The following is an 18,511-nucleotide window of genomic DNA, read 5'->3' on the forward strand; positions in this document are numbered from 1 at the left end:
CAGCAGCGGCTCGGACGACGACAAGACCGGCGACCGGGCGGGCGGGGCCTCCCCGACCACCTCCCAGTCGTCGGAGGCCGTCCCCGTCGGCCAGCAGCAGCGCGCAGAACGACCCCCGGTTCCGGCCTCCCCGCCGCCGACGCCGGCACCCTCGACCTCCAGGGCGGCGCCACCACGGCGTCCGACGTCGAGGGAGCCAAGTCCGCCGGCGGCGCCTACGTCCACCGGCTTCAACGCGGTCGGCGCCAAGGTCACGTGGAACGTGGACGGCATCGCCGACTCCGGCACCTACCGGCTCTACGTGCGCTACGGCATCCCGGGCGTGGACGCCGACGCGACGGCGGTCGTCAAACGGCAAGGCGAACGCCCAGCCCATCAACATGGCCAACTTCGGCAAGATGCCCGAGGGCGACTGGGAAAAGGGCTGGCAGACCACCTGGGTCAACGTCAACCTGAACAAGGGCACCAACGTCATCGAGATCGCCTGCAACCAGGGCAACCAGTGCAACGCGGTCCTCGACCAGGTGTGGCTGGAGCCGGAGAAGGGCCAGTAGGGCCGGCCCGGTCCGCCGGGCCCGCACGGCATCAGGCCGCGCTGCCGGCCTCCGGCAGCACCGTGACCCGGGCGAGCACTTCCTCGTACGCCGCCCGGTCGAACTCGCCCGCCACCGGGGCCAGGACCGTCGCCGCCGACAGGGCGACCGCGCGGGCCAGCCGGTCCGGCCAGGGCAGCCGCTCGGCCAGCCCCGACAGCAGCCCCGCGACCGCCGAGTCGCCCGCGCCGGTCGGGTTGCCGCGCACCCGGGCGGGCGGCGCGGCCCGCCAGCGGCCCTCCGCGGTCACCGCCAGCAGCCCCTCGGCCCCCAGGGACGCCACCACCGCCCGCGCCCCCCGCCGCCGGGCGTCCTGCGTGGCCCGCAGCGGCTCGTAGGAGCCGGTCAGCTCGGCCAGCTCGTCCGCGTTCGGCTTGATCAGGTCGGGCCGGGCGGCGACCGCCCGGCGCAGCGGCTCCCCGCTGGTGTCCAGCAGCACCGGCACCCCGGCGGCGCGCGCGGAGCGCACCAGCCCGGCGTAGGCGCCCACCGGCACGCCCGGCGGCAGGCTGCCGCACAGGGCGACCGCCGAGACGCCGGCGAGCAGATCCTCGTACGCCTCCTGGAAGGCGCGCCACTCGGCGGGCGAGATCAGCGGGCCCGGTTCGTTGAGCTGGGTGGTGTCGCCGGTGTGCTCGTCGACGACGGCGAGGGTGCGCCGGGTCGCGCCGGCCACCGGCAGCAGCGCGTCCACCAGCCGGGCCTGGCCGGCGAGCGCCGCCCGGACGGCGTGCCCGGTGCCGCCGCCCGCGAAGCCCGTGACCGTCACCTCGTGCCCGAGCGCCGCCAGCACCCGGGCCACGTTGACGCCCTTGCCGCCGGGGCGTTCCGTCACCTCGGTGACCCGGTGGGAGGCGTGCGGCTTCAGAGCCGGGACGCGATAGGTGAGGTCGAGAGCGGTGTTCAGCGTGACCGTGAGGATCACCGGGCCGGCCTCCCCCGAGTGCGTGCGTGCGTCCGTCCGTCCGTACCGGAGTGTTCCGCCGTGCTCCGGAGCTTCGATCATGCCAAACGGACGGCGGTCGGCCCAGCCCCGGGGCGGCCGGGACCCGCCCGACTCCGGGACGGATCAGTCCAGTCGCTGACCGGCCGCCCGGGCTCGACCACCCACGCGCCGCGGCGCATCACGCCGACCACGTCGAACGCGGCGTCCAGCACCACCAGGTCCGCGTCCCTTGCCCGGCTCCAGGGACCCCACCCGGTCGGCGAGGCCGAGCAGCCGCGCCGGGTTGGCGGAGATCGCGGCGACGACGTCCTCGACCGGCAGCCCGTCCACCGTCACCGCCCGCTTGAAGGCGCGGTCCAGGGTGAGCGTGGAACCGGCGATGGAGTCGCCCTCGACCAGCCGGGCCACCCCGTCGGTGACCTCCACCTCCAGCGGGCCCAGCAGGTACCGGCCGTCGCCGAAACCGGCCGCGTCCATCGCGTCCGTGATGAAGGCGACCCGGGCGGCGCCCGCGTGGTGGAAGGCGAGCCGGAGCGCGGCCGGGTGCAGGTGCGTACCGTCGTTGATCAGCTCGACCGTGACCCGCTCGTCCTCCAGCAGGGCGGTGATCGGACCAGGGGCCCGGTGGCCGATCGGCGGCATCGCGTTGAAGAGGTGGGTGGCGACGGTCGCGCCCGCGTCGATCGCCCGGAGCGTCTGCTCGTACGTGGCGTCCGTGTGCCCGACCGCCGCGATCACGCCGTGCTCGGCGAGCAGCCGTACGGAGTCCAGGCCGCCCGGCAGCTCGGTGGCGAGCGTCATCATCCTCGCGTGGCCGTGCGCGGCGTCGATCAGCTTGCGCACCTCCGCCGGGTCGGGGTCGCGCAGCAGCTGCTCGTCGTGGGCGCCCTTGCGGCACGGGGAGATGAACGGGCCCTCGAAGTGGATGCCGGCGATCTCTCCCTGCTGGGCCAGCTCGGCGAGCATCCCGGCGTGCCGGGCGAGGAAGTCCAGGTCGCCGGTGACGGCGGAGGCGACGACGGTGGTCGTGCCGTGGCGGCGGTGGGTCTCGACGCCCCGGAGGACGTCCTCGGCGGTGCCGCCGGCGAAGGAGGCTCCGCCGCCGCCGTGGTTGTGCAGGTCGACGAAGCCGGGGACGATCCAGTGGCCGGTCAGGTCGATGACCTGGGCGTGGCCGGGGGCGGTGGCGGCGATGCGGGTGCCGTCGACGGCCACCCGGCCGCCGGGGACGGTTCCGGTGGGGAGGACGACGTCGGCGCCGGACAGGAGGAGGGGTGCGCGGTCCGCCGCGGCGTGCGGCTCTGCTGTGGCTGGTCGCGCTCCGCGACGGAGTCGCGTGTCGGCGCTGCCCCGCGCCCCTGGGTCGGCTGCCATCACGACGTTTCCTCCGTACGGTCCGTTGGGTTCAGGAGATCCCAGGCCAGGAGTCCCGCGCCGAGACATCCGGCGGTGTCGCCCAGGGCGGCGGGGACGATGGACGGCTGGGTCTGGAAGGTGATCCGGCGTGCGACGGCCTCCCGGAGCGGTGTGAACAAGGTTTCCCCGGCTTCCGCCAGCCCGCCACCGATGATCAGCGTGCGGGGGTCCAGCAGGGTGAGGGCGGTGACCAGGCCGGCGGCCAGCGCGTCGACCGCCTCCCGCCAGACGCGTACGGCCGCCGGGTCCCCGGCCGCCACGGCCCCGGCGCAGTCCGCGGCGCCCGCCGCCGGGTCGCCCGAGGCCGCCGCCCACGCCTCGCCCACCGCGCTCGCGGAGGCGTACCGCTCCAGGCAGCCGCGCTGCCCGCACGGGCAGGGCACGCCGTCGGGGCGGACGACGACATGGCCGATCTCGCCCGCGAAGCCGTGCGCGCCGCCCTCGACCCGGCCGTCGATGCCGATGGCGCCCGCGATGCCGGTGCCGAGCGGGACGAAGAGGAAGCGGTCGGCGCCCCGGCCCGCCCCGATCCGGCCCTCGGCGAGCCCGCCGGTGCGCACGTCGTGGCCGAGGGCGACCGGGACGCCGCCCAGCCGCTCGCTCAGCAGGGCGCGCAGCGGCACGTCCCGCCAGCCCAGGTTGGCGGCGTAGACGGCGGTGCCGCGCGCGTCGTCCACGATGCCGGGGACGGCGACGCCGGCCGCGGCCGGGGCCGAGCCGAACCGCTCCGCGCCGAGCGCGTCGGCTCGGCCCCGGCCGCGGCCGGCGTCGCCGTCCCCGGCATCGTGGACGACGCGCGCGGCACCGCCGTCTACGCCGCCAACCTGGGCTGGCGGGACGTGCCGCTGCGCGCCCTGCTGAGCGAGCGGCTGGGCGGCGTCCCGGTCGCCCTCGGCCACGACGTGCGCACCGGCGGGCTCGCCGAGGGCCGGATCGGGGCGGGCCGGGGCGCCGACCGCTTCCTCTTCGTCCCGCTCGGCACCGGCATCGCGGGCGCCATCGGCATCGACGGCCGGGTCGAGGGCGGCGCGCACGGCTTCGCGGGCGAGATCGGCCATGTCGTCGTCCGCCCCGACGGCGTGCCCTGCCCGTGCGGGCAGCGCGGCTGCCTGGAGCGGTACGCCTCCGCGAGCGCGGTGGGCGAGGCGTGGGCGGCGGCCTCGGGCGACCCGGCGGCGGGCGCCGCGGACTGCGCCGGGGCCGTGGCGGCCGGGGACCCGGCGGCCGTACGCGTCTGGCGGGAGGCGGTCGACGCGCTGGCCGCCGGCCTGGTCACCGCCCTCACCCTGCTGGACCCCCGCACGCTGATCATCGGTGGCGGGCTGGCGGAAGCCGGGGAAACCTTGTTCACACCGCTCCGGGAGGCCGTCGCACGCCGGATCACCTTCCAGACCCAGCCGTCCATCGTCCCCGCCGCCCTGGGCGACACCGCCGGATGTCTCGGCGCGGGACTCCTGGCCTGGGATCTCCTGAACCCAACGGACCGTACGGAGGAAACGTCGTGATGGCAGCCGACCCAGGGGCGCGGGGCAGCGCCGACACGCGACTCCGTCGCGGAGCGCGACCAGCCACAGCAGAGCCGCACGCCGCGGCGGACCGCGCACCCCTCCTCCTGTCCGGCGCCGACGTCGTCCTCCCCACCGGAACCGTCCCCGGCGGCCGGGTGGCCGTCGACGGCACCCGCATCGCCGCCACCGCCCCCGGCCACGCCCAGGTCATCGACCTGACCGGCCACTGGATCGTCCCCCGGCTTCGTCGACCTGCACAACCACGGCGGCGGCGGAGCCTCCTTCGCCGGCGGCACCGCCGAGGACGTCCTCCGGGGGCGTCGAGACCCACCGCCGCCACGGCACGACCACCGTCGTCGCCTCCGCCGTCACCGGCGACCTGGACTTCCTCGCCCGGCACGCCGGGATGCTCGCCGAGCTGGCCCAGCAGGGAGAGATCGCCGGCATCCACTTCGAGGGCCCGTTCATCTCCCCGTGCCGCAAGGGCGCCCACGACGAGCAGCTGCTGCGCGACCCCGACCCGGCGGAGGTGCGCAAGCTGATCGACGCCCGCGCACGGCCACGCGAGGATGATGACGCTCGCCACCGAGCTGCCGGGCGGCCTGGACTCCGTACGGCTGCTCGCCGAGCACGGCGTGATCGCGGCGGTCGGGCACACGGACGCCACGTACGAGCAGACGCTCCGGGCGATCGACGCGGGCGCGAACCGTCGCCACCCACCTCTTCAACGCGATGCCGCCGATCGGCCACCGGGCCCCTGGTCCGATCACCGCCCTGCTGGAGGACGAGCGGGTCACGGTCGAGCTGATCAACGACGGTACGCACCTGCACCCGGCCGCGCTCCGGCTCGCCTTCCACCACGCGGGCGCCGCCCGGGTCGCCTTCATCACGGACGCGATGGACGCGGCCGGTTTCGGCGACGGCCGGTACCTGCTGGGCCCGCTGGAGGTGGAGGTCACCGACGGGGTGGCCCGGCTGGTCGAGGGCGACTCCATCGCCGGTTCCACGCTCACCCTGGACCGCGCCTTCAAGCGGGCGGTGACGGTGGACGGGCTGCCGGTCGAGGACGTCGTCGCCGCGATCTCCGCCAACCCGGCGCGGCTGCTCGGCCTCGCCGACCGGGTGGGGTCCCTGGAGCCGGGCAAGGACGCGGACCTGGTGGTGCTGGACGCCGCGTTCGACGTGGTCGGCGTGATGCGCCGCGGCGCGTGGGTGGTCGAGCCCGGGGCGGCCGGTCAGCGACTGGACTGATCCGTCCCGGAGTCGGGCGGGTCCCGGCCGCCCCGGGGCTGGGCCGACCGCCGTCCGTTTGGCATGATCGAAGCTCCGGAGCACGGCGGAACACTCCGGTACGGACGGACGGACGCACGCACGCACTCGGGGGAGGCCGGCCCGGTGATCCTCACGGTCACGCTGAACACCGCTCTCGACCTCACCTATCGCGTCCCGGCTCTGAAGCCGCACGCCTCCCACCGGGTCACCGAGGTGACGGAACGCCCCGGCGGCAAGGGCGTCAACGTGGCCCGGGTGCTGGCGGCGCTCGGGCACGAGGTGACGGTCACGGGCTTCGCGGGCGGCGGCACCGGGCACGCCGTCCGGGCGGCGCTCGCCGGCCAGGCCCGGCTGGTGGACGCGCTGCTGCCGGTGGCCGGCGCGACCCGGCGCACCCTCGCCGTCGTCGACGAGCACACCGGCGACACCACCCAGCTCAACGAACCGGGCCCGCTGATCTCGCCCGCCGAGTGGCGCGCCTTCCAGGAGGCGTACGAGGATCTGCTCGCCGGCGTCTCGGCGGTCGCCCTGTGCGGCAGCCTGCCGCCGGGCGTGCCGGTGGGCGCCTACGCCGGGCTGGTGCGCTCCGCGCGCGCCGCCGGGGTGCCGGTGCTGCTGGACACCAGCGGGGAGCCGCTGCGCCGGGCGGTCGCCGCCCGGCCCGACCTGATCAAGCCGAACGCGGACGAGCTGGCCGAGCTGACCGGCTCCTACGAGCCGCTGCGGGCCACGCAGGACGCCCGGCGGCGGGGGGCGCGGGCGGTGGTGGCGTCCCTGGGGGCCGAGGGGCTGCTGGCGGTGACCGCGGAGGGCCGCTGGCGGGCCGCGCCGCCCGCCCGGGTGCGCGGCAACCCGACCGGCGCGGGCGACTCGGCGGTCGCGGGGCTGCTGTCGGGGCTGGCCGAGCGGCTGCCCTGGCCGGACCGGCTGGCCCGCGCGGTCGCCCTGTCGGCGGCGACGGTCCTGGCCCCGGTGGCGGGCGAGTTCGACCGGGCGGCGTACGAGGAAGTGCTCGCCCGGGTCACGGTGCTGCCGGAGGCCGGCAGCGCGGCCTGATGCCGTGCGGGCCCGGCGGACCGGGCCGGCCCTACTGGCCCTTCTCCGGCTCCAGCCACACCTGGTCGAGGACCGCGTTGCACTGGTTGCCCTGGTTGCAGGCGATCTCGATGACGTTGGTGCCCTTGTTCAGGTTGACGTTGACCCAGGTGGTCTGCCAGCCCTTTTCCCAGTCGCCCTCGGGCATCTTGCCGAAGTTGGCCATGTTGATGGGCTGGGCGTTCGCCTTGCCGTTGACGACCGCCGTCGCGTCGGCGTCCACGCCCGGGATGCCGTAGCGCACGTAGAGCCGGTAGGTGCCGGAGTCGGCGATGCCGTCCACGTTCCACGTGACCTTGGCGCCGACCGCGTTGAAGCCGGTGACGTAGGCGCCGCCGGCGGACTTGGCTCCCTCGACGTCGGACGCCGTGGTGGCGCCGCCCTGGAGGTCGAGGGTGCCGGCGTCGGCGGCGGGGAGGCCGGAACCGGGGTCGTTCTGCGCGCTGCTGCTGGCCGACGGGGACGGCTCCGACGACTGGGAGGTGGTCGGGGAGGCCCCGCCCGCCCGGTCGCCGGTCTTGTCGTCGTCCGAGCCGCTGCTGGTCATGGCGATGCCGATGCCGATGACGACGGCGGCGACCACGGCGATCGCGCCGATCAGCAGCCCCTTGGTGTTCGGCCCGCGCCGCCCGCCGCGGCTCCCGCGCCCGCCGCCGTGCCCCGGCTGCTGCGGTCCGGCGGGGGCGCCGCCGGGGAGCGTCTCCGGGGCGGCGTAGTGCGGGGCCTGGGTGCCGTAGGGCGCGTTCGGCCGGCCGTAGGCACCCTGCTGCGGCGGGGCCGCCTGCGGGGCGGCGGCCGGCCCGCCGTACTGCCGGGTACCGACCGGGCGCACACGGTTGACCGAGTTCGGGTAGCCGTAACCACCGGACGGCGGCTGGGCCCCGTTGGCCTGCCCGTCGGCGTACAGATAGCCGAAGGGGTCGTCGTCCTCGGGCGTGCTCGCGCCGTTGTTGCCGGGCGTCATCCCTAGGTCTCCTAACCAGGTGCGGTGCGGGTGCGGTACATGTGGTGAGAGGCCGAGCCTACCCGGTGTCGATGACCCGAACGGGTGACGCGGACCGCATCAACTCGCTGACCTGGGGATCATCCCGCCCGCCGATGTTGTTTGGGACGAGATCGTTTCTCGATGTACATCCGCTCGTCCGCGGACTTCAGGACCTCGTCGGCCGTCATGCCGCAGTGCGCCCATCCGATGCCGAAGCTGGCGCCCACCCGGACGGCCCGTCCCTCGGCGCGGATCGGCTGCACGATCTCGTTGCGCAGCCGTACGGCGAGGTCGGCCGCGTCGGCCCGGCCGAGGCCGTCGGCGAGGATGACGAACTCGTCGCCGCCGAGCCGGGCCACGGTGTCGCCGTCGCGGACGCCGCCGGAGAGCCTGCGGGCGACCTCGATGAGGACGGCGTCGCCCGCGTTGTGCCCGAACCGGTCGTTGATCGACTTGAAGCCGTCGAGGTCGCAGAAGAGCACCGCGAGCCCCTTGGTGCCGTCGTCCCGGTCGCCCTCGGGGGCCACGGCGTGCACATGGTGGTCGTGGGTCTCGTACGGCGCCGGGTGCGGCGGGAAGTCGAAGTAGTGGCCGCCGGAGTCGAAGACGGGGTCGCCGGGCGCGGTCTCCGCGTAGGCGCCGTGCGGGGTGTCGCCGTAGGCGGAGTCCATGGCGTCGACCGCGGAGTGCGCCGCCTGGGGGCGGGTGCAGAGCCGGGCGGAGAGGCGGGAGCGCAGCTCGGCGGAGTTCGGCAGGCCGGTGAGGGAGTCGTGGGAGGCGCGGTGGGCGAGGGCCAGCTCGCGGCGCTTGCGCTCCTCTATGTCCTCGACGTGGGTGAGCAGGAAGCGGGGCCCGTCGGCGGCGTCGGCGACGACGCTGTTGCGCAGCGAGACCCAGACGTAGGAGCCGTCCCGGCGGCGCAGCCGCAGCTCGGCCCGGCCGCCCTCGGCGGAGGTGCGCAGCAGGGTGCCTATGTCCTCGGCGTGCACGAGGTCGGAGAAGGAGTAGCGGCGCATCGCGGAGGCGGGCCGGCCGAGCAGCCGGCACAGGGCGTCGTTGGACCGCAGGATGCGGCCGTGCTGGTCGCCGCCCATCTCGGCGATGGCCATGCCGGAGGGGGCGTACTCGAAGGCCTGCCGGAAGCTCTCCTCGCTGGCGCGCAGGGCCTGCTGCTCGCGTTCCAGGCGGACCAGGGCGCGCTGCATGTTGGAGCGGAGCCGGGCGTTGCTGATCGCTATGGCCGCCTGGAACGCGTACATCTGCAAAGCCTCGCGGCCCCAGGCGCCGGGACGGCGGCCGTTGCGCGGGCGGTCCACGGAGAGGACGCCGATCAGCTCGCCGCTGGTGCCGCCGCCCTGCGGGCCGGGGGCGTACATCGGGGCGAAGAGGCGGTCCGAGGGGTGCCACTCGTCCTCGAAGCGGGGCGCGGGCCCGTCGGTGTACCACTGGGGCACGTCGTCGTCGTCGAGGACCCAGCCCTCGGTGTGCGGGATGAAGATCAGGTCGCCCCAGCGCTCGCCCATGTTCAGCCGGCGGTCCCAGGAGGCGCGGGGGCCGACGCGGCCGGTGATGAGCGCCTCGGCGGCCGCGTTCCCGGCGAAGGCGGCGACGACGAGGTCGCCGTCGGGGCGGACGAGGTTGACGGCCGCCATCTCGTAGCCGAGGGCGTGGACGACGCCGTCCGCGACGGTCTGCAGGGTGTCCGCCAGGCTGCGGGCCGTGTTCATGTCGGCCATGGCCTGGTGCAGTTGCCGAAGGGACGCAAGGCGGACGTACGGCTCCGACTCGGTCTCCATGCTCGCCCTCCCCCCGAGACCTCGCAGCGAATCAAGGGTTCTCTTCGGCGCCTTTGCCGGATGGTGCACGATGATCCATCGATGGGGTATCGATGATGCTCTTGCAGCTTCCCCGCCACTGAATCACAGCGCGCTGCCCACTCGGTACACAGGGTCAACAATTCCTACCTCTTGTGACTCAAGTCACAGCGAAAGATGAACAATTGGGCGGGCTTTCCGCACTTTCCCCTTACGCTTCCTGAACGCAAATAGTGACGTTGCTTCTCCGCCCCTGGTCCTAGGTCCCGTCCGGGACCGGAGCCCGATGCGGGAGCGGACGGACGGCCGTTAGCGTGAGGGCGTGTCCGAGACCAGCCCCGCCACCCCGTCCTCCCCCTCCGCCACGGCCGTGCATGCTGAGGGGGTGAGCAACGACGAGTTCCGTGCCGCCATGTCCCGGCTGGCCTCGGGCGTGGTCCTGGTGACCGCCCAGGAGCCGTCCCTGGACCCGGACGACCCCGGCGCCCCGCCCGGGGAGTACGTGGGCATGACCGCCACGGCCTTCCTCTCCGTCTCCCTGGACCCGCCCCTGGTGCTGGTGAGCCTGCGCGAGGGCTCCCGGATGGACGACCTGCTGGACGAGCAGCCCCTGTGGGCGGTGTCGGTGCTGTCGGAGAGCCAGCGGCACATCGCCGGCCGCTTCGCGATGAAGGGCCGCCTCAGCGACCGCCTCCTCTTCGAGGACATCCCCTGTTCCCCGGGCGCGCGGACCGGCGCCCCGCTGGTCGGCGGCGCGCTGGCCACCCTGGAGTGCCGCACCGAGCAGCGGGTGGCGGCCGGCGACCACACGCTGGTCATCGGCCGGGTCCTGACCGCTTCCGTGCCGAGCGCGGAGGGCGGGCCGCTGACGTACTTCCGGGGGCGGTACCGGCAGTTGGGCTGACCGGGCCCGCCGTCAGTCCCAGCCCTTGGGGGAACGCCCCCGCTTGGTCTGCCCGCGCTGCTTCTTCTCCCGCAGCCGGCGCTCGTTGATCCCGCGCGGGACGCGGGTCGGGCGGCGCGGCCTGGGCGGCGGGGCGGTGGCCTCCGCGAGCAGGGCGGCGAGGCGTACGGCGGCGGCCTCGCGGTTGCGCCACTGGGAGCGGTGCTCGGAGGCGCGGACGGTGATGACGCCGTCGGTCAGCCGGCCGGCCAGCCGCTCCAGCGCCCGCCGCTTCCACACCTCGGGCAGCGCCTCGGTGCGGGCGAGGTCGAAGCGCAGCTCGACCTGGGTGTCGCTGGTGTTGACGTGCTGTCCGCCGGGGCCGGACGACCGCGAGAAACGCCACATCAGCTCGGCCTCCGGGAGGGAGACGGAGCCTCGGACGACGTGCGGGCCGGGGCCGGAGACGGGGGACATGGGGTCCATGTTCCCGCGCTCCCGCCGCCCACGTCACCCGAATATCCGAGCCGAGGTAAAGAAAGTAAAGGGAGCTGGAACCTTGCGTACCCCCCTCGTCGTTCATGGGGGTAGCTGTAGCTTTCTTGCCGTACGTACACGAGGGAAGGGACTCCCAACAATGGCTGTAAGCCTGTCCAAGGGTGGCAACGTCTCGCTCACCAAGGAGGCTCCGGGCCTGACCGCCGTCACCGTGGGCCTCGGCTGGGACGTCCGCACCACCACGGGCACCGACTTCGACCTGGACGCCTCCGCGATCGCGGTGAACACCCAGGGCAAGGTCTACTCGGACGCCCACTTCGTCTTCTTCAACAACAAGGAGACGCCGGACCAGTCCATCGTCCACACCGGCGACAACCGCACGGGCGAGGGCGCCGGCGACGACGAGGCGATCAACGTCAACCTGGCGGCCCTCCCGGCCGACATCGACAAGATCGTCTTCCCGGTCTCGATCTACGACGCGGAGAACCGCTCGCAGAACTTCGGCCAGGTCCGCAACGCGTACATCCGCATCGTCAACCAGGCCGGCGGCGCGGAGATCGCCCGCTACGACCTGTCGGAGGACGCGGCCACCGAGACCGCCATGGTCTTCGGCGAGCTGTACCGCAACGGCGCGGAGTGGAAGTTCCGCGCGGTCGGCCAGGGCTACGCACTCGGGCCTGGTCGGCATCGCCCAGGACTTCGGCGTCAACGTCTGACGCGCCCGCCGCCTCTCTCCGGCCCCGTCGAGCCCCGGCCCGGCGGGGCCGAGTGCCGTGTCACGCCGGTCCCGGGGCGGCGCCCACCTCGAACCACAGCAGCTTCCCGGCGCCGCGCCGCCCCGGCAGCGCCTCCCCCGACGACCAGGCGCCCCACGCCTCCGCGTACTCCCGTACGAGGTGCAGGCCGCGTCCGCCGGGTGCGTGCGGGTCCCCCGGGGGCAGGGCGCCCCTGAATTCAGGGAAGGGCGCCCTGCCCCCGGGGGACCCGCACGCACCCGGCGGACGCGGCCTGCACCTCGTACGGGAGTACGCGGAGGCGTGGGGCGCCTGGTCGTCGGGGGGGCGCTGCCGGGGCGGCGCGGCGCCGGAAGCTGCTGTGGTTCGAGGTGGGCGCCGCCCCGGGACCGGCGTGACACGGCACTCGGCCCCGCCGGGCCGGGGCTCGACGGGGCCGGAGAGAGGCGGCGGGCGCGTCAGACGTTGACGCCGAAGTCCTGGGCGATGCCGACCAGGCCCGAGGCGTAGCCCTGGCCGACCGCGCGGAACTTCCACTCCGCGCCGTTGCGGTACAGCTCGCCGAAGACCATGGCGGTCTCGGTGGCCGCGTCCTCCGACAGGTCGTAGCGGGCGATCTCCGCGCCGCCGGCCTGGTTGACGATGCGGATGTACGCGTTGCGGACCTGGCCGAAGTTCTGCGAGCGGTTCTCCGCGTCGTAGATCGAGACCGGGAAGACGATCTTGTCGATGTCGGCCGGGAGGGCCGCCAGGTTGACGTTGATCGCCTCGTCGTCGCCGGCGCCCTCGCCCGTGCGGTTGTCGCCGGTGTGGACGATGGACTGGTCCGGCGTCTCCTTGTTGTTGAAGAAGACGAAGTGGGCGTCCGAGTAGACCTTGCCCTGGGTGTTCACCGCGATCGCGGAGGCGTCCAGGTCGAAGTCGGTGCCCGTGGTGGTGCGGACGTCCCAGCCGAGGCCCACGGTGACGGCGGTCAGGCCCGGAGCCTCCTTGGTGAGCGAGACGTTGCCACCCTTGGACAGGCTTACAGCCATTGTTGGGAGTCCCTTCCCTCGTGTACGTACGGCAAGAAAGCTACAGCTACCCCATGAACGACGAGGGGGGTACGCAAGGTTCCAGCTCCCTTTACTTTCTTTACCTCGGCTCGGATATTCGGGTGACGTGGGCGGCGGGAGCGCGGGAACATGGACCCCATGTCCCCCGTCTCCGGCCCCCGGCCCGCACGTCGTCCGAGGCTCCGTCTCCCTCCCGGAGGCCGAGCTGATGTGGCGTTTTCTCGCGGTCGTCCGGCCCCGGCGGACCAGCACGTCAACACCAGCGACACCCAGGTCGAGCTGCGCTTCGACCTCGCCCGCCACCGAGGCGCTGCCCGAGGTGTGGAAGCGGCGGGCGCTGGAGCGGCTGGCCGGCCGGCTGACCGACCGGCGTCATCACCGTCCGCGCCTCCGAGCACCGCTCCCAGTGGCGCAACCGCGAGGCCGCCGCCGTACGCCTCGCCGCCCTGCTCGCGGAGGCCACCGCCCCGCCGCCCAGGCCGCGCCGCCCGACCCGCGTCCCGCGCGGGATCAACGAGCGCCGGCTGCGGGAAGAAGAAGCAGCGCGGGCAGACCAAGCGGGGGCGTTCCCCCAAGGGCTGGGACTGACGGCGGGCCCGGTCAGCCCAACTGCCGGTACCGCCCCCGGAAGTACGTCAGCGGCCCGCCCTCCGCGCTCGGCACGGGAAGCGGTCAGGACCCGGCCGATGACCAGCGTGTGGTCGCCGGCCGCCACCCCGCTGCTCGGTGCGGCACTCCAGGGTGGCCAGCGCGCCGCCGACCAGCGGGGCGCCGGTCCGCGCGCCCGGGGAACAGGGGATGTCCTCGAAGAGGAGGCGGTCGATGAGGCGGCCCTTCATCGCGAAGCGGCCGGCGATGTGCCGCTGGCTCTCCGACAGCACCGACACCGCCCACAGGGGCTGCTCGTCCAGCAGGTCGTCCATCCGGGAGCCCTCGCGCAGGCTCACCAGCACCAGGGGCGGGTCCAGGGAGACGGAGAGGAAGGCCGTGGCGGTCATGCCCACGTACTCCCCGGGCGGGGCGCCGGGGTCGTCCGGGTCCAGGGACGGCTCCTGGGCGGTCACCAGGACCACGCCCGAGGCCAGCCGGGACATGGCGGCACGGAACTCGTCGTTGCTCACCCCCTCAGCATGCACGCCGTGGCGGAGGGGGAGGACGGGGTGGCGGGGCTGGTCTCGGACACGCCCTCACGCTAACGGCCGTCCGTCCGCTCCCGCATCGGGCTCCGGTCCCGGACGGGACCTAGGACCAGGGCGGAGAAGCAACGTCACTATTTGCGTTCAGGAAGCGTAAGGGGAAAGTGCGGAAAGCCCGCCCAATTGTTCATCTTTCGCTGTGACTTGAGTCACAAGAGGTAGGAATTGTTGACCCTGTGTACCGATGGGCAGCGCGCTGTGATTCAGTGGCGGGGAAGCTGCAAGAGCATCATCGATACCCCATCGATGGATCATCGTGCACCATCCGGCAAAGGCGCCGAAGAGAACCCTTGATTCGCTGCGAGGTCTCGGGGGGAGGGCGAGCATGGAGACCGAGTCGGAGCCGTACGTCCGCCTTGCGTCCCTTCGGCAACTGCACCAGGCCATGGCCGACATGAACACGGCCCGCAGCCTGGCGGACACCCTGCAGACCGTCGCGGACGGCGTCGTCCACGCCCTCGGCTACGAGATGGCGGCCGTCAACCTCGTCCGCCCCGACGGCGACCTCGTCGTCGCCGCCTTCGCCGGGAACGCGGCCGCCGAGGCGCTCATCACCGGCCGCGTCGGGCCCCCGCGCCTCCTGGGACCGCCCGGCTGAACATGGGCGAGCGCTGGGGCGACCTGATCTTCATCCCGCACACCGAGGGCTGGGTCCTCGACGACGACGACGTGCCCCAGTGTACACCCGACGGGCCCGCGCCCCGCTTCGAGGACGAGTGGCACCCCTCGACCGCCTCTTCGCCCCGATGTACGCCCCCGGCCCGCAGGGCGGCGGCACCAGCGGCGAGCTGATCGGCGTCCTCTCCGTGGACCGCCCGCGCAACGGCCGCCGTCCCTGCGGCCTGGGGCCGCGAGGCTTTGCAGATGTACGCGTTCCAGGCGGCCATAGCGATCAGCAACGCCCGGCTCCGCTCCAACATGCAGCGCGCCCTGGTCCGCCTGGAACGCGAGCAGCAGGCCCTGCGCGCCAGCGACGGAGAGCTTCCGGCAGGCCTTCGGAGTACGCCCCCTCCGGCATGGCCATCGCCGAGATGGGCGGCGACCAGCACGGCCGCATCCTGCGGTCCAACGACGCCCTGTGCCGGCTTGCTCGGCCGGCCCGCCTCCGCGATGCGCCGCTACTCCTTCTCCGACCTCGTGCACGCCGAGGACATAGGCACCTGCTGCGCACCTCCGCCGAGGGCGGCCGGGCCGAGCTGCGGCTGCGCCGCCGGGACGGCTCCTACGTCTGGGTCTCGCTGCGCAACAGCGTCGTCGCCGACGCCGCCGACGGGCCCCGCTTCCTGCTCACCCACGTCGAGGACATAGAGGAGCGCAAGCGCGCGCGAGCTGGCCCTCGCCCACCGCGCCTCCCACGGACTCCCTCACCGGCCTGCCGAACTCCGCCGAGCTGCGCTCCCGCCTCTCCGCCCGGCATCTGCACCCGCCCCCAGGCGGCGCACTCCGCGGTCGACGCCATGGACTCCGCCTACGGCGACACCCCGCACGGCGCCTACGCGGAGACCGCGCCCGGCGACCCCGTCTTCGACTCCGGCGGCCACTACTTCGACTTCCCGCCGCACCCGGCGCCGTACGAGACCCACGACCACCATGTGCACGCCGTGGCCCCCGAGGGCGACCGGGACGACGGCACCAAGGGGCTCGCGGTGCTCTTCTGCGACCTCGACGGCTTCAAGTCGATCAACGACGGTTCGGGCACAACGCGGGCGACGCCGTCCTCATCGAGGTCGCCCGCAGGCTCTCCGGCGGCGTCCGCGACGGCGACACCGTGGCCCGGCTCGGCGGCGACGAGTTCGTCATCCTCGCCGACGGCCTCGGCCGGGCCGACGCGGCCGACCTCGCGTACGGCCTGCGCAACGAGATCGTGCAGCCGATCCGCGCCGAGGGACGGCCGTCCGGGTGGGCGCCAGCTTCGGCATCGGATGGGCGACTTGCGGCATGACGGCCGACGAGGTCCTGAAGTCCGCGGACGAGCGGATGTACATCGAGAAACGATCTCGTCCCAAACAACATCGGCGGGCGGGATGATCCCCAGGTCAGCGAGTTGATGCGGTCCGCGTCACCCGTCGGGTCATCGACACGGGTAGCTCGCCTCTCACCACATGTACCGCACCCCGCACCGCACCTGTTAGGAGAACCTAGGGATGACGCCCGGCAACAAACGGCGCGAGCACGCCCGAGGACGACGACCCTTCGGCTATCTGTACGCCGACGGGCAGGCCCAAACGGGGCCCAGCCGCCGTCCGGTGGTTACGGCTACCCGAACTCGGTCAACCGTGTGCGCCCGGTCGGTACCCGGCAGTACGGCGGGCCGGCCGCCGCCCCGCAGGCGGCCCCGCGCAGCAGGGTGCCTACGGCCGGCCGAACGCGCCCTACGGCACCCAGGCCCCGCACTACGCCGCCCGGAGACGCTCCCCGGCGGCGCCCCCGCCGGACCGCAGCAGCCGGGGCACGGCGGCGGGCGCGGGAGCCAGCGGCGGGCGGCGCGGGCCGAACACCAAGGGGCTGCTGATCGGCGCGATCGCCGTGTCGCCGCCGTCGTCATCGGCATCGGCATCGCCATGACCAGCAGCGGCTCGGACGACGACAAGACCGGCGACCGGGCGGGCGGGGCCTCCCCGACCACCTCCCAGTCGTCGGAGCCGTCCCCGTCGGCCAGCAGCAGCGCGCAGAACGACCCCGGTTCCGGCCTCCCCGCCGCCGACGCCGGCACCCTCGACCTCCAGGGCGGCGCCACCACGGCGTCCGACGTCGAGGGAGCCAAGTCCGCCGGCGGCGCCTACGTCACCGGCTTCAACGCGGTCGGCGCCAAGGTCACGTGGAACGTGGACGGCATCGCCGACTCCGGCACCTACCGGCTCTACGTGCGCTACGGCATCCCGGGCGTGGACGCCGACGCGACGGCGGTCGTCAACGGCAAGGCGAACGCCCAGCCCATCAACATGGCCAACTTCGGCAAGATGCCCGAGGGCGACTGGGAAAAGGGCTGGCAGACCACCTGGGTCAACGTCAACCTGAACAAGGGCACCAACGTCATCGAGATCGCCTGCAACCAGGGCAACCAGTGCAACGCGGTCCTCGACCAGGTGTGGCTGGAGCCGGAGAAGGGCCAGTAGGGCCGGCCCGGTCCGCCGGGCCCGCACGGCATCAGGCCGCGCTGCCGGCCTCCGGCAGCACCGTGACCCGGGCGAGCACTTCCTCGTACGCCGCCCGGTCGAACTCGCCCGCCACCGGGGCCAGGACCGTCGCCGCCGACAGGGCGACCGCGCGGGCCAGCCGGTCCGGCCAGGGCAGCCGCTCGGCCAGCCCCGACAGCAGCCCCGCGACCGCCGAGTCGCCCGCGCCGGTCGGGTTGCCGCGCACCCGGGCGGGCGGCGCGGCCCGCCAGCGGCCCTCCGCGGTCACCGCCAGCAGCCCCTCGGCCCCCAGGGACGCCACCGCCCGCGCCCCCCGCCGCCGGGCGTCCTGCGTGGCCCGCAGCGGCTCGTAGGAGCCGGTCAGCTCGGCCAGCTCGTCCGCGTTCGGCTTGATCAGGTCGGGCCGGGCGGCGACCGCCCGGCGCAGCGGCTCCCCGCTGGTGTCCAGCAGCACCGGCACCCCGGCGGCGCGCGCGGAGCGCACCAGCCCGGCGTAGGCGCCCACCGGCACGCCCGGCGGCAGGCTGCCGCACAGGGCGACCGCCGAGACGCCGGCGAGCAGATCCTCGTACGCCTCCTGGAAGGCGCGCCACTCGGCGGGCGAGATCAGCGGGCCCGGTTCGTTGAGCTGGGTGGTGTCGCCGGTGTGCTCGTCGACGACGGCGAGGGTGCGCCGGGTCGCGCCGGCCACCGGCAGCAGCGCGTCCACCAGCCGGGCCTGGCCGGCGAGCGCCGCCCGGACGGCGTGCCCGGTGCCGCCGCCCGCGAAGCCCGTGACCGTCACCTCGTGCCCGAGCGCCGCCAGCACCCGGGCCACGTTGACGCCCTTGCCGCCGGGGCGTTCCGTCACCTCGGTGACCCGGTGGGAGGCGTGCGGCTTCAGAGCCGGGACGCGATAGGTGAGGTCGAGAGCGGTGTTCAGCGTGACCGTGAGGATCACCGGGCCGGCCTCCCCCGAGTGCGTGCGTGCGTCCGTCCGTCCGTACCGGAGTGTTCCGCCGTGCTCCGGAGCTTCGATCATGCCAAACGGACGGCGGTCGGCCCAGCCCCGGGGCGGCCGGGACCCGCCCGACTCCGGGACGGATCAGTCCAGTCGCTGACCGGCCGCCCCGGGCTCGACCACCCACGCGCCGCGGCGCATCACGCCGACCACGTCGAACGCGGCGTCCAGCACCACCAGGTCCGCGTCCTTGCCCGGCTCCAGGGACCCCACCCGGTCGGCGAGGCCGAGCAGCCGCGCCGGGTTGGCGGAGATCGCGGCGACGACGTCCTCGACCGGCAGCCCGTCCACCGTCACCGCCCGCTTGAAGGCGCGGTCCAGGGTGAGCGTGGAACCGGCGATGGAGTCGCCCTCGACCAGCCGGGCCACCCCGTCGGTG

The 18,511-nt window shown here is 74.3% G+C and carries 16 protein-coding genes and 6 pseudogenes; 11 read left to right on the plus strand and 11 right to left on the minus strand.

Features of this window, described 5'->3' with window-relative positions; translation table 11 throughout:
- A partial coding sequence (locus Sdagh_RS36760; RefSeq protein WP_308288767.1) for a hypothetical protein occupies positions 1 to 273 on the minus strand: 273 nt, incomplete at its 3' end.
- Between the two features lie 107 nt (positions 274 to 380).
- On the opposite strand from Sdagh_RS36760, the gene Sdagh_RS36765 reads away from it, so the two are divergent.
- Positions 381 to 554, plus strand: a complete 174-nt coding sequence (locus tag Sdagh_RS36765) for a carbohydrate-binding protein (protein WP_308288768.1) — start codon at positions 381 to 383, stop codon at positions 552 to 554.
- Positions 555 to 585: 31 nt separating this feature from the next.
- Here the strand turns inward: Sdagh_RS36765 and Sdagh_RS26770 are convergent, their stop codons facing one another.
- From Sdagh_RS26770 to Sdagh_RS26780, 3 genes and pseudogenes are all read right to left on the minus strand, one after another.
- The gene (locus Sdagh_RS26770; protein WP_190076650.1) at positions 586 to 1,518 is read right to left on the minus strand and encodes a 1-phosphofructokinase family hexose kinase; all 933 of its coding nucleotides are present in this window, start codon (positions 1,516 to 1,518) and stop codon (positions 586 to 588) included.
- Between the two features lie 170 nt (positions 1,519 to 1,688).
- Positions 1,689 to 2,916 (minus strand): annotated as a pseudogene (nagA, locus tag Sdagh_RS26775) (N-acetylglucosamine-6-phosphate deacetylase); the annotation flags it as partial.
- Positions 2,913 to 3,854, minus strand: a complete 942-nt coding sequence (locus tag Sdagh_RS26780; protein ID WP_372478473.1) for an ROK family protein — start codon at positions 3,852 to 3,854, stop codon at positions 2,913 to 2,915. The gene Sdagh_RS26780 and the pseudogene nagA (Sdagh_RS26775), both read right to left, overlap by 4 nt.
- Between Sdagh_RS26780 and Sdagh_RS26785 the strand changes: the two genes are divergently transcribed.
- The 3 genes and pseudogenes from Sdagh_RS26785 (at position 3,741) to Sdagh_RS26795 (ending at position 6,791) form a co-directional block, all read left to right on the plus strand.
- A complete protein-coding gene (locus tag Sdagh_RS26785) occupies positions 3,741 to 4,460 on the plus strand; it encodes an ROK family protein (RefSeq protein ID WP_372478474.1) in 720 nt (239 codons plus the stop codon). The two genes, Sdagh_RS26780 and Sdagh_RS26785, sit on opposite strands and share 114 nt — an antisense overlap.
- Positions 4,460 to 5,714: pseudogene (gene nagA / locus Sdagh_RS26790) on the plus strand (N-acetylglucosamine-6-phosphate deacetylase). The gene Sdagh_RS26785 and the pseudogene nagA (Sdagh_RS26790) overlap by 1 nt, the downstream one beginning before the upstream one ends.
- 144 nt (positions 5,715 to 5,858) lie before the next feature.
- Positions 5,859 to 6,791, plus strand: a complete 933-nt coding sequence (locus Sdagh_RS26795) for a 1-phosphofructokinase family hexose kinase (RefSeq protein WP_190076650.1) — start codon at positions 5,859 to 5,861, stop codon at positions 6,789 to 6,791.
- Positions 6,792 to 6,822: 31 nt separating this feature from the next.
- On the opposite strand, the gene Sdagh_RS26800 is transcribed toward Sdagh_RS26795, so the two are convergent.
- Together Sdagh_RS26800 and cdgB are read right to left on the minus strand one after the other, a co-directional pair.
- On the minus strand, positions 6,823 to 7,794 hold the full coding sequence (locus Sdagh_RS26800) for a CBM35 domain-containing protein (RefSeq protein WP_190076651.1): 972 nt from the start codon (positions 7,792 to 7,794) through the stop codon (positions 6,823 to 6,825).
- Positions 7,795 to 7,913: 119 nt separating this feature from the next.
- Positions 7,914 to 9,611, minus strand: a complete 1,698-nt coding sequence (gene cdgB, locus Sdagh_RS26805) for a diguanylate cyclase CdgB (RefSeq protein WP_190008898.1) — start codon at positions 9,609 to 9,611, stop codon at positions 7,914 to 7,916.
- A gap of 340 nt (positions 9,612 to 9,951) precedes the next feature.
- Here cdgB and Sdagh_RS26810 point away from each other — a divergent pair, with 340 nt between their 5' ends.
- Positions 9,952 to 10,533, plus strand: coding sequence for a flavin reductase family protein (locus tag Sdagh_RS26810; protein ID WP_190076652.1), 582 nt, complete (start codon positions 9,952 to 9,954; stop codon positions 10,531 to 10,533).
- A gap of 12 nt (positions 10,534 to 10,545) precedes the next feature.
- Here Sdagh_RS26810 and arfB (Sdagh_RS26815) read toward each other — a convergent pair whose 3' ends face one another.
- On the minus strand, positions 10,546 to 10,989 hold the full coding sequence (arfB, locus tag Sdagh_RS26815) for an alternative ribosome rescue aminoacyl-tRNA hydrolase ArfB (RefSeq protein ID WP_370594898.1): 444 nt from the start codon (positions 10,987 to 10,989) through the stop codon (positions 10,546 to 10,548).
- 160 nt (positions 10,990 to 11,149) lie between these two features.
- Here arfB (Sdagh_RS26815) and Sdagh_RS26820 point away from each other — a divergent pair.
- A pseudogene (locus Sdagh_RS26820) lies at positions 11,150 to 11,726 on the plus strand (TerD family protein).
- Between the two features lie 476 nt (positions 11,727 to 12,202).
- Here the strand turns inward: Sdagh_RS26820 and Sdagh_RS26825 are convergent.
- Positions 12,203 to 12,778: a TerD family protein gene (locus Sdagh_RS26825; protein WP_189414433.1), complete on the minus strand. Its 576-nt coding sequence runs from the start codon at positions 12,776 to 12,778 to the stop codon at positions 12,203 to 12,205.
- A 229-nt stretch (positions 12,779 to 13,007) separates the two neighbouring features.
- On the opposite strand from Sdagh_RS26825, the pseudogene arfB (Sdagh_RS26830) reads away from it, so the two are divergent.
- A pseudogene (gene arfB, locus Sdagh_RS26830) lies at positions 13,008 to 13,387 on the plus strand (alternative ribosome rescue aminoacyl-tRNA hydrolase ArfB).
- Positions 13,388 to 13,399: 12 nt separating this feature from the next.
- Here arfB (Sdagh_RS26830) and Sdagh_RS26835 read toward each other — a convergent pair.
- Positions 13,400 to 13,920 (minus strand): annotated as a pseudogene (locus tag Sdagh_RS26835) (flavin reductase family protein).
- A gap of 400 nt (positions 13,921 to 14,320) precedes the next feature.
- Between Sdagh_RS26835 and Sdagh_RS37060 the strand changes: the two are divergent.
- The 4 genes and pseudogenes from Sdagh_RS37060 to Sdagh_RS37075 all read left to right on the plus strand — a co-directional run bounded on the left by Sdagh_RS37060 (position 14,321) and on the right by Sdagh_RS37075 (position 17,111).
- Positions 14,321 to 14,593, plus strand: a complete 273-nt coding sequence (locus Sdagh_RS37060; protein ID WP_226535869.1) for a hypothetical protein — start codon at positions 14,321 to 14,323, stop codon at positions 14,591 to 14,593.
- Positions 14,594 to 15,026: 433 nt separating this feature from the next.
- Positions 15,027 to 15,263, plus strand: a pseudogene (locus tag Sdagh_RS37065) (diguanylate cyclase CdgB); the annotation flags it as partial.
- Between the two features lie 452 nt (positions 15,264 to 15,715).
- The gene (locus Sdagh_RS37070) at positions 15,716 to 15,937 is read left to right on the plus strand and encodes a diguanylate cyclase domain-containing protein (protein WP_372478476.1); all 222 of its coding nucleotides are present in this window, start codon (positions 15,716 to 15,718) and stop codon (positions 15,935 to 15,937) included.
- Between the two features lie 619 nt (positions 15,938 to 16,556).
- Positions 16,557 to 17,111 carry a CBM35 domain-containing protein gene (locus Sdagh_RS37075; RefSeq protein WP_372478475.1) on the plus strand — a complete coding sequence of 185 codons (555 nt, stop codon included), beginning with the start codon at positions 16,557 to 16,559 and terminating at the stop codon, positions 17,109 to 17,111.
- Between the two features lie 31 nt (positions 17,112 to 17,142).
- Here the strand turns inward: Sdagh_RS37075 and Sdagh_RS26860 are convergent, their stop codons facing one another.
- A complete protein-coding gene (locus tag Sdagh_RS26860; protein ID WP_226535871.1) occupies positions 17,143 to 18,072 on the minus strand; it encodes a 1-phosphofructokinase family hexose kinase in 930 nt (309 codons plus the stop codon).
- A 144-nt stretch (positions 18,073 to 18,216) separates the two neighbouring features.
- A partial coding sequence (locus Sdagh_RS26865) for an amidohydrolase family protein (RefSeq protein ID WP_226535873.1) occupies positions 18,217 to 18,511 on the minus strand: 295 nt, incomplete at its 5' end.

It is taken from the genome of Streptomyces daghestanicus, assembly GCF_020521275.1.
In the GTDB taxonomy this organism is placed as follows: domain Bacteria; phylum Actinomycetota; class Actinomycetes; order Streptomycetales; family Streptomycetaceae; genus Streptomyces; species Streptomyces griseoviridis.

What these genes read in the sequence shown, in the direction of transcription:
- Sdagh_RS37075 (WP_372478475.1), top strand. Translation starts at nt 16,557, where the DNA reads ATGACCAGCAGCGGCTCGGACGACGACAAGACCGGCGACCGGGCGGGC.
- Sdagh_RS37060 (WP_226535869.1), top strand. Translation starts at nt 14,321, where the DNA reads ATGGAGACCGAGTCGGAGCCGTACGTCCGCCTTGCGTCCCTTCGGCAA.
- Sdagh_RS26800 (WP_190076651.1), bottom strand. Translation starts at nt 7,794, where the DNA reads ATGACGCCCGGCAACAACGGCGCGAGCACGCCCGAGGACGACGACCCC.
- cdgB (WP_190008898.1), bottom strand. Translation starts at nt 9,611, where the DNA reads ATGGAGACCGAGTCGGAGCCGTACGTCCGCCTTGCGTCCCTTCGGCAA.
- arfB (WP_370594898.1), bottom strand. Translation starts at nt 10,989, where the DNA reads ATGTCCCCCGTCTCCGGCCCCGGCCCGCACGTCGTCCGAGGCTCCGTC.
- Sdagh_RS36765 (WP_308288768.1), top strand. Translation starts at nt 381, where the DNA reads ATGGCCAACTTCGGCAAGATGCCCGAGGGCGACTGGGAAAAGGGCTGG.
- Sdagh_RS26825 (WP_189414433.1), bottom strand. Translation starts at nt 12,778, where the DNA reads ATGGCTGTAAGCCTGTCCAAGGGTGGCAACGTCTCGCTCACCAAGGAG.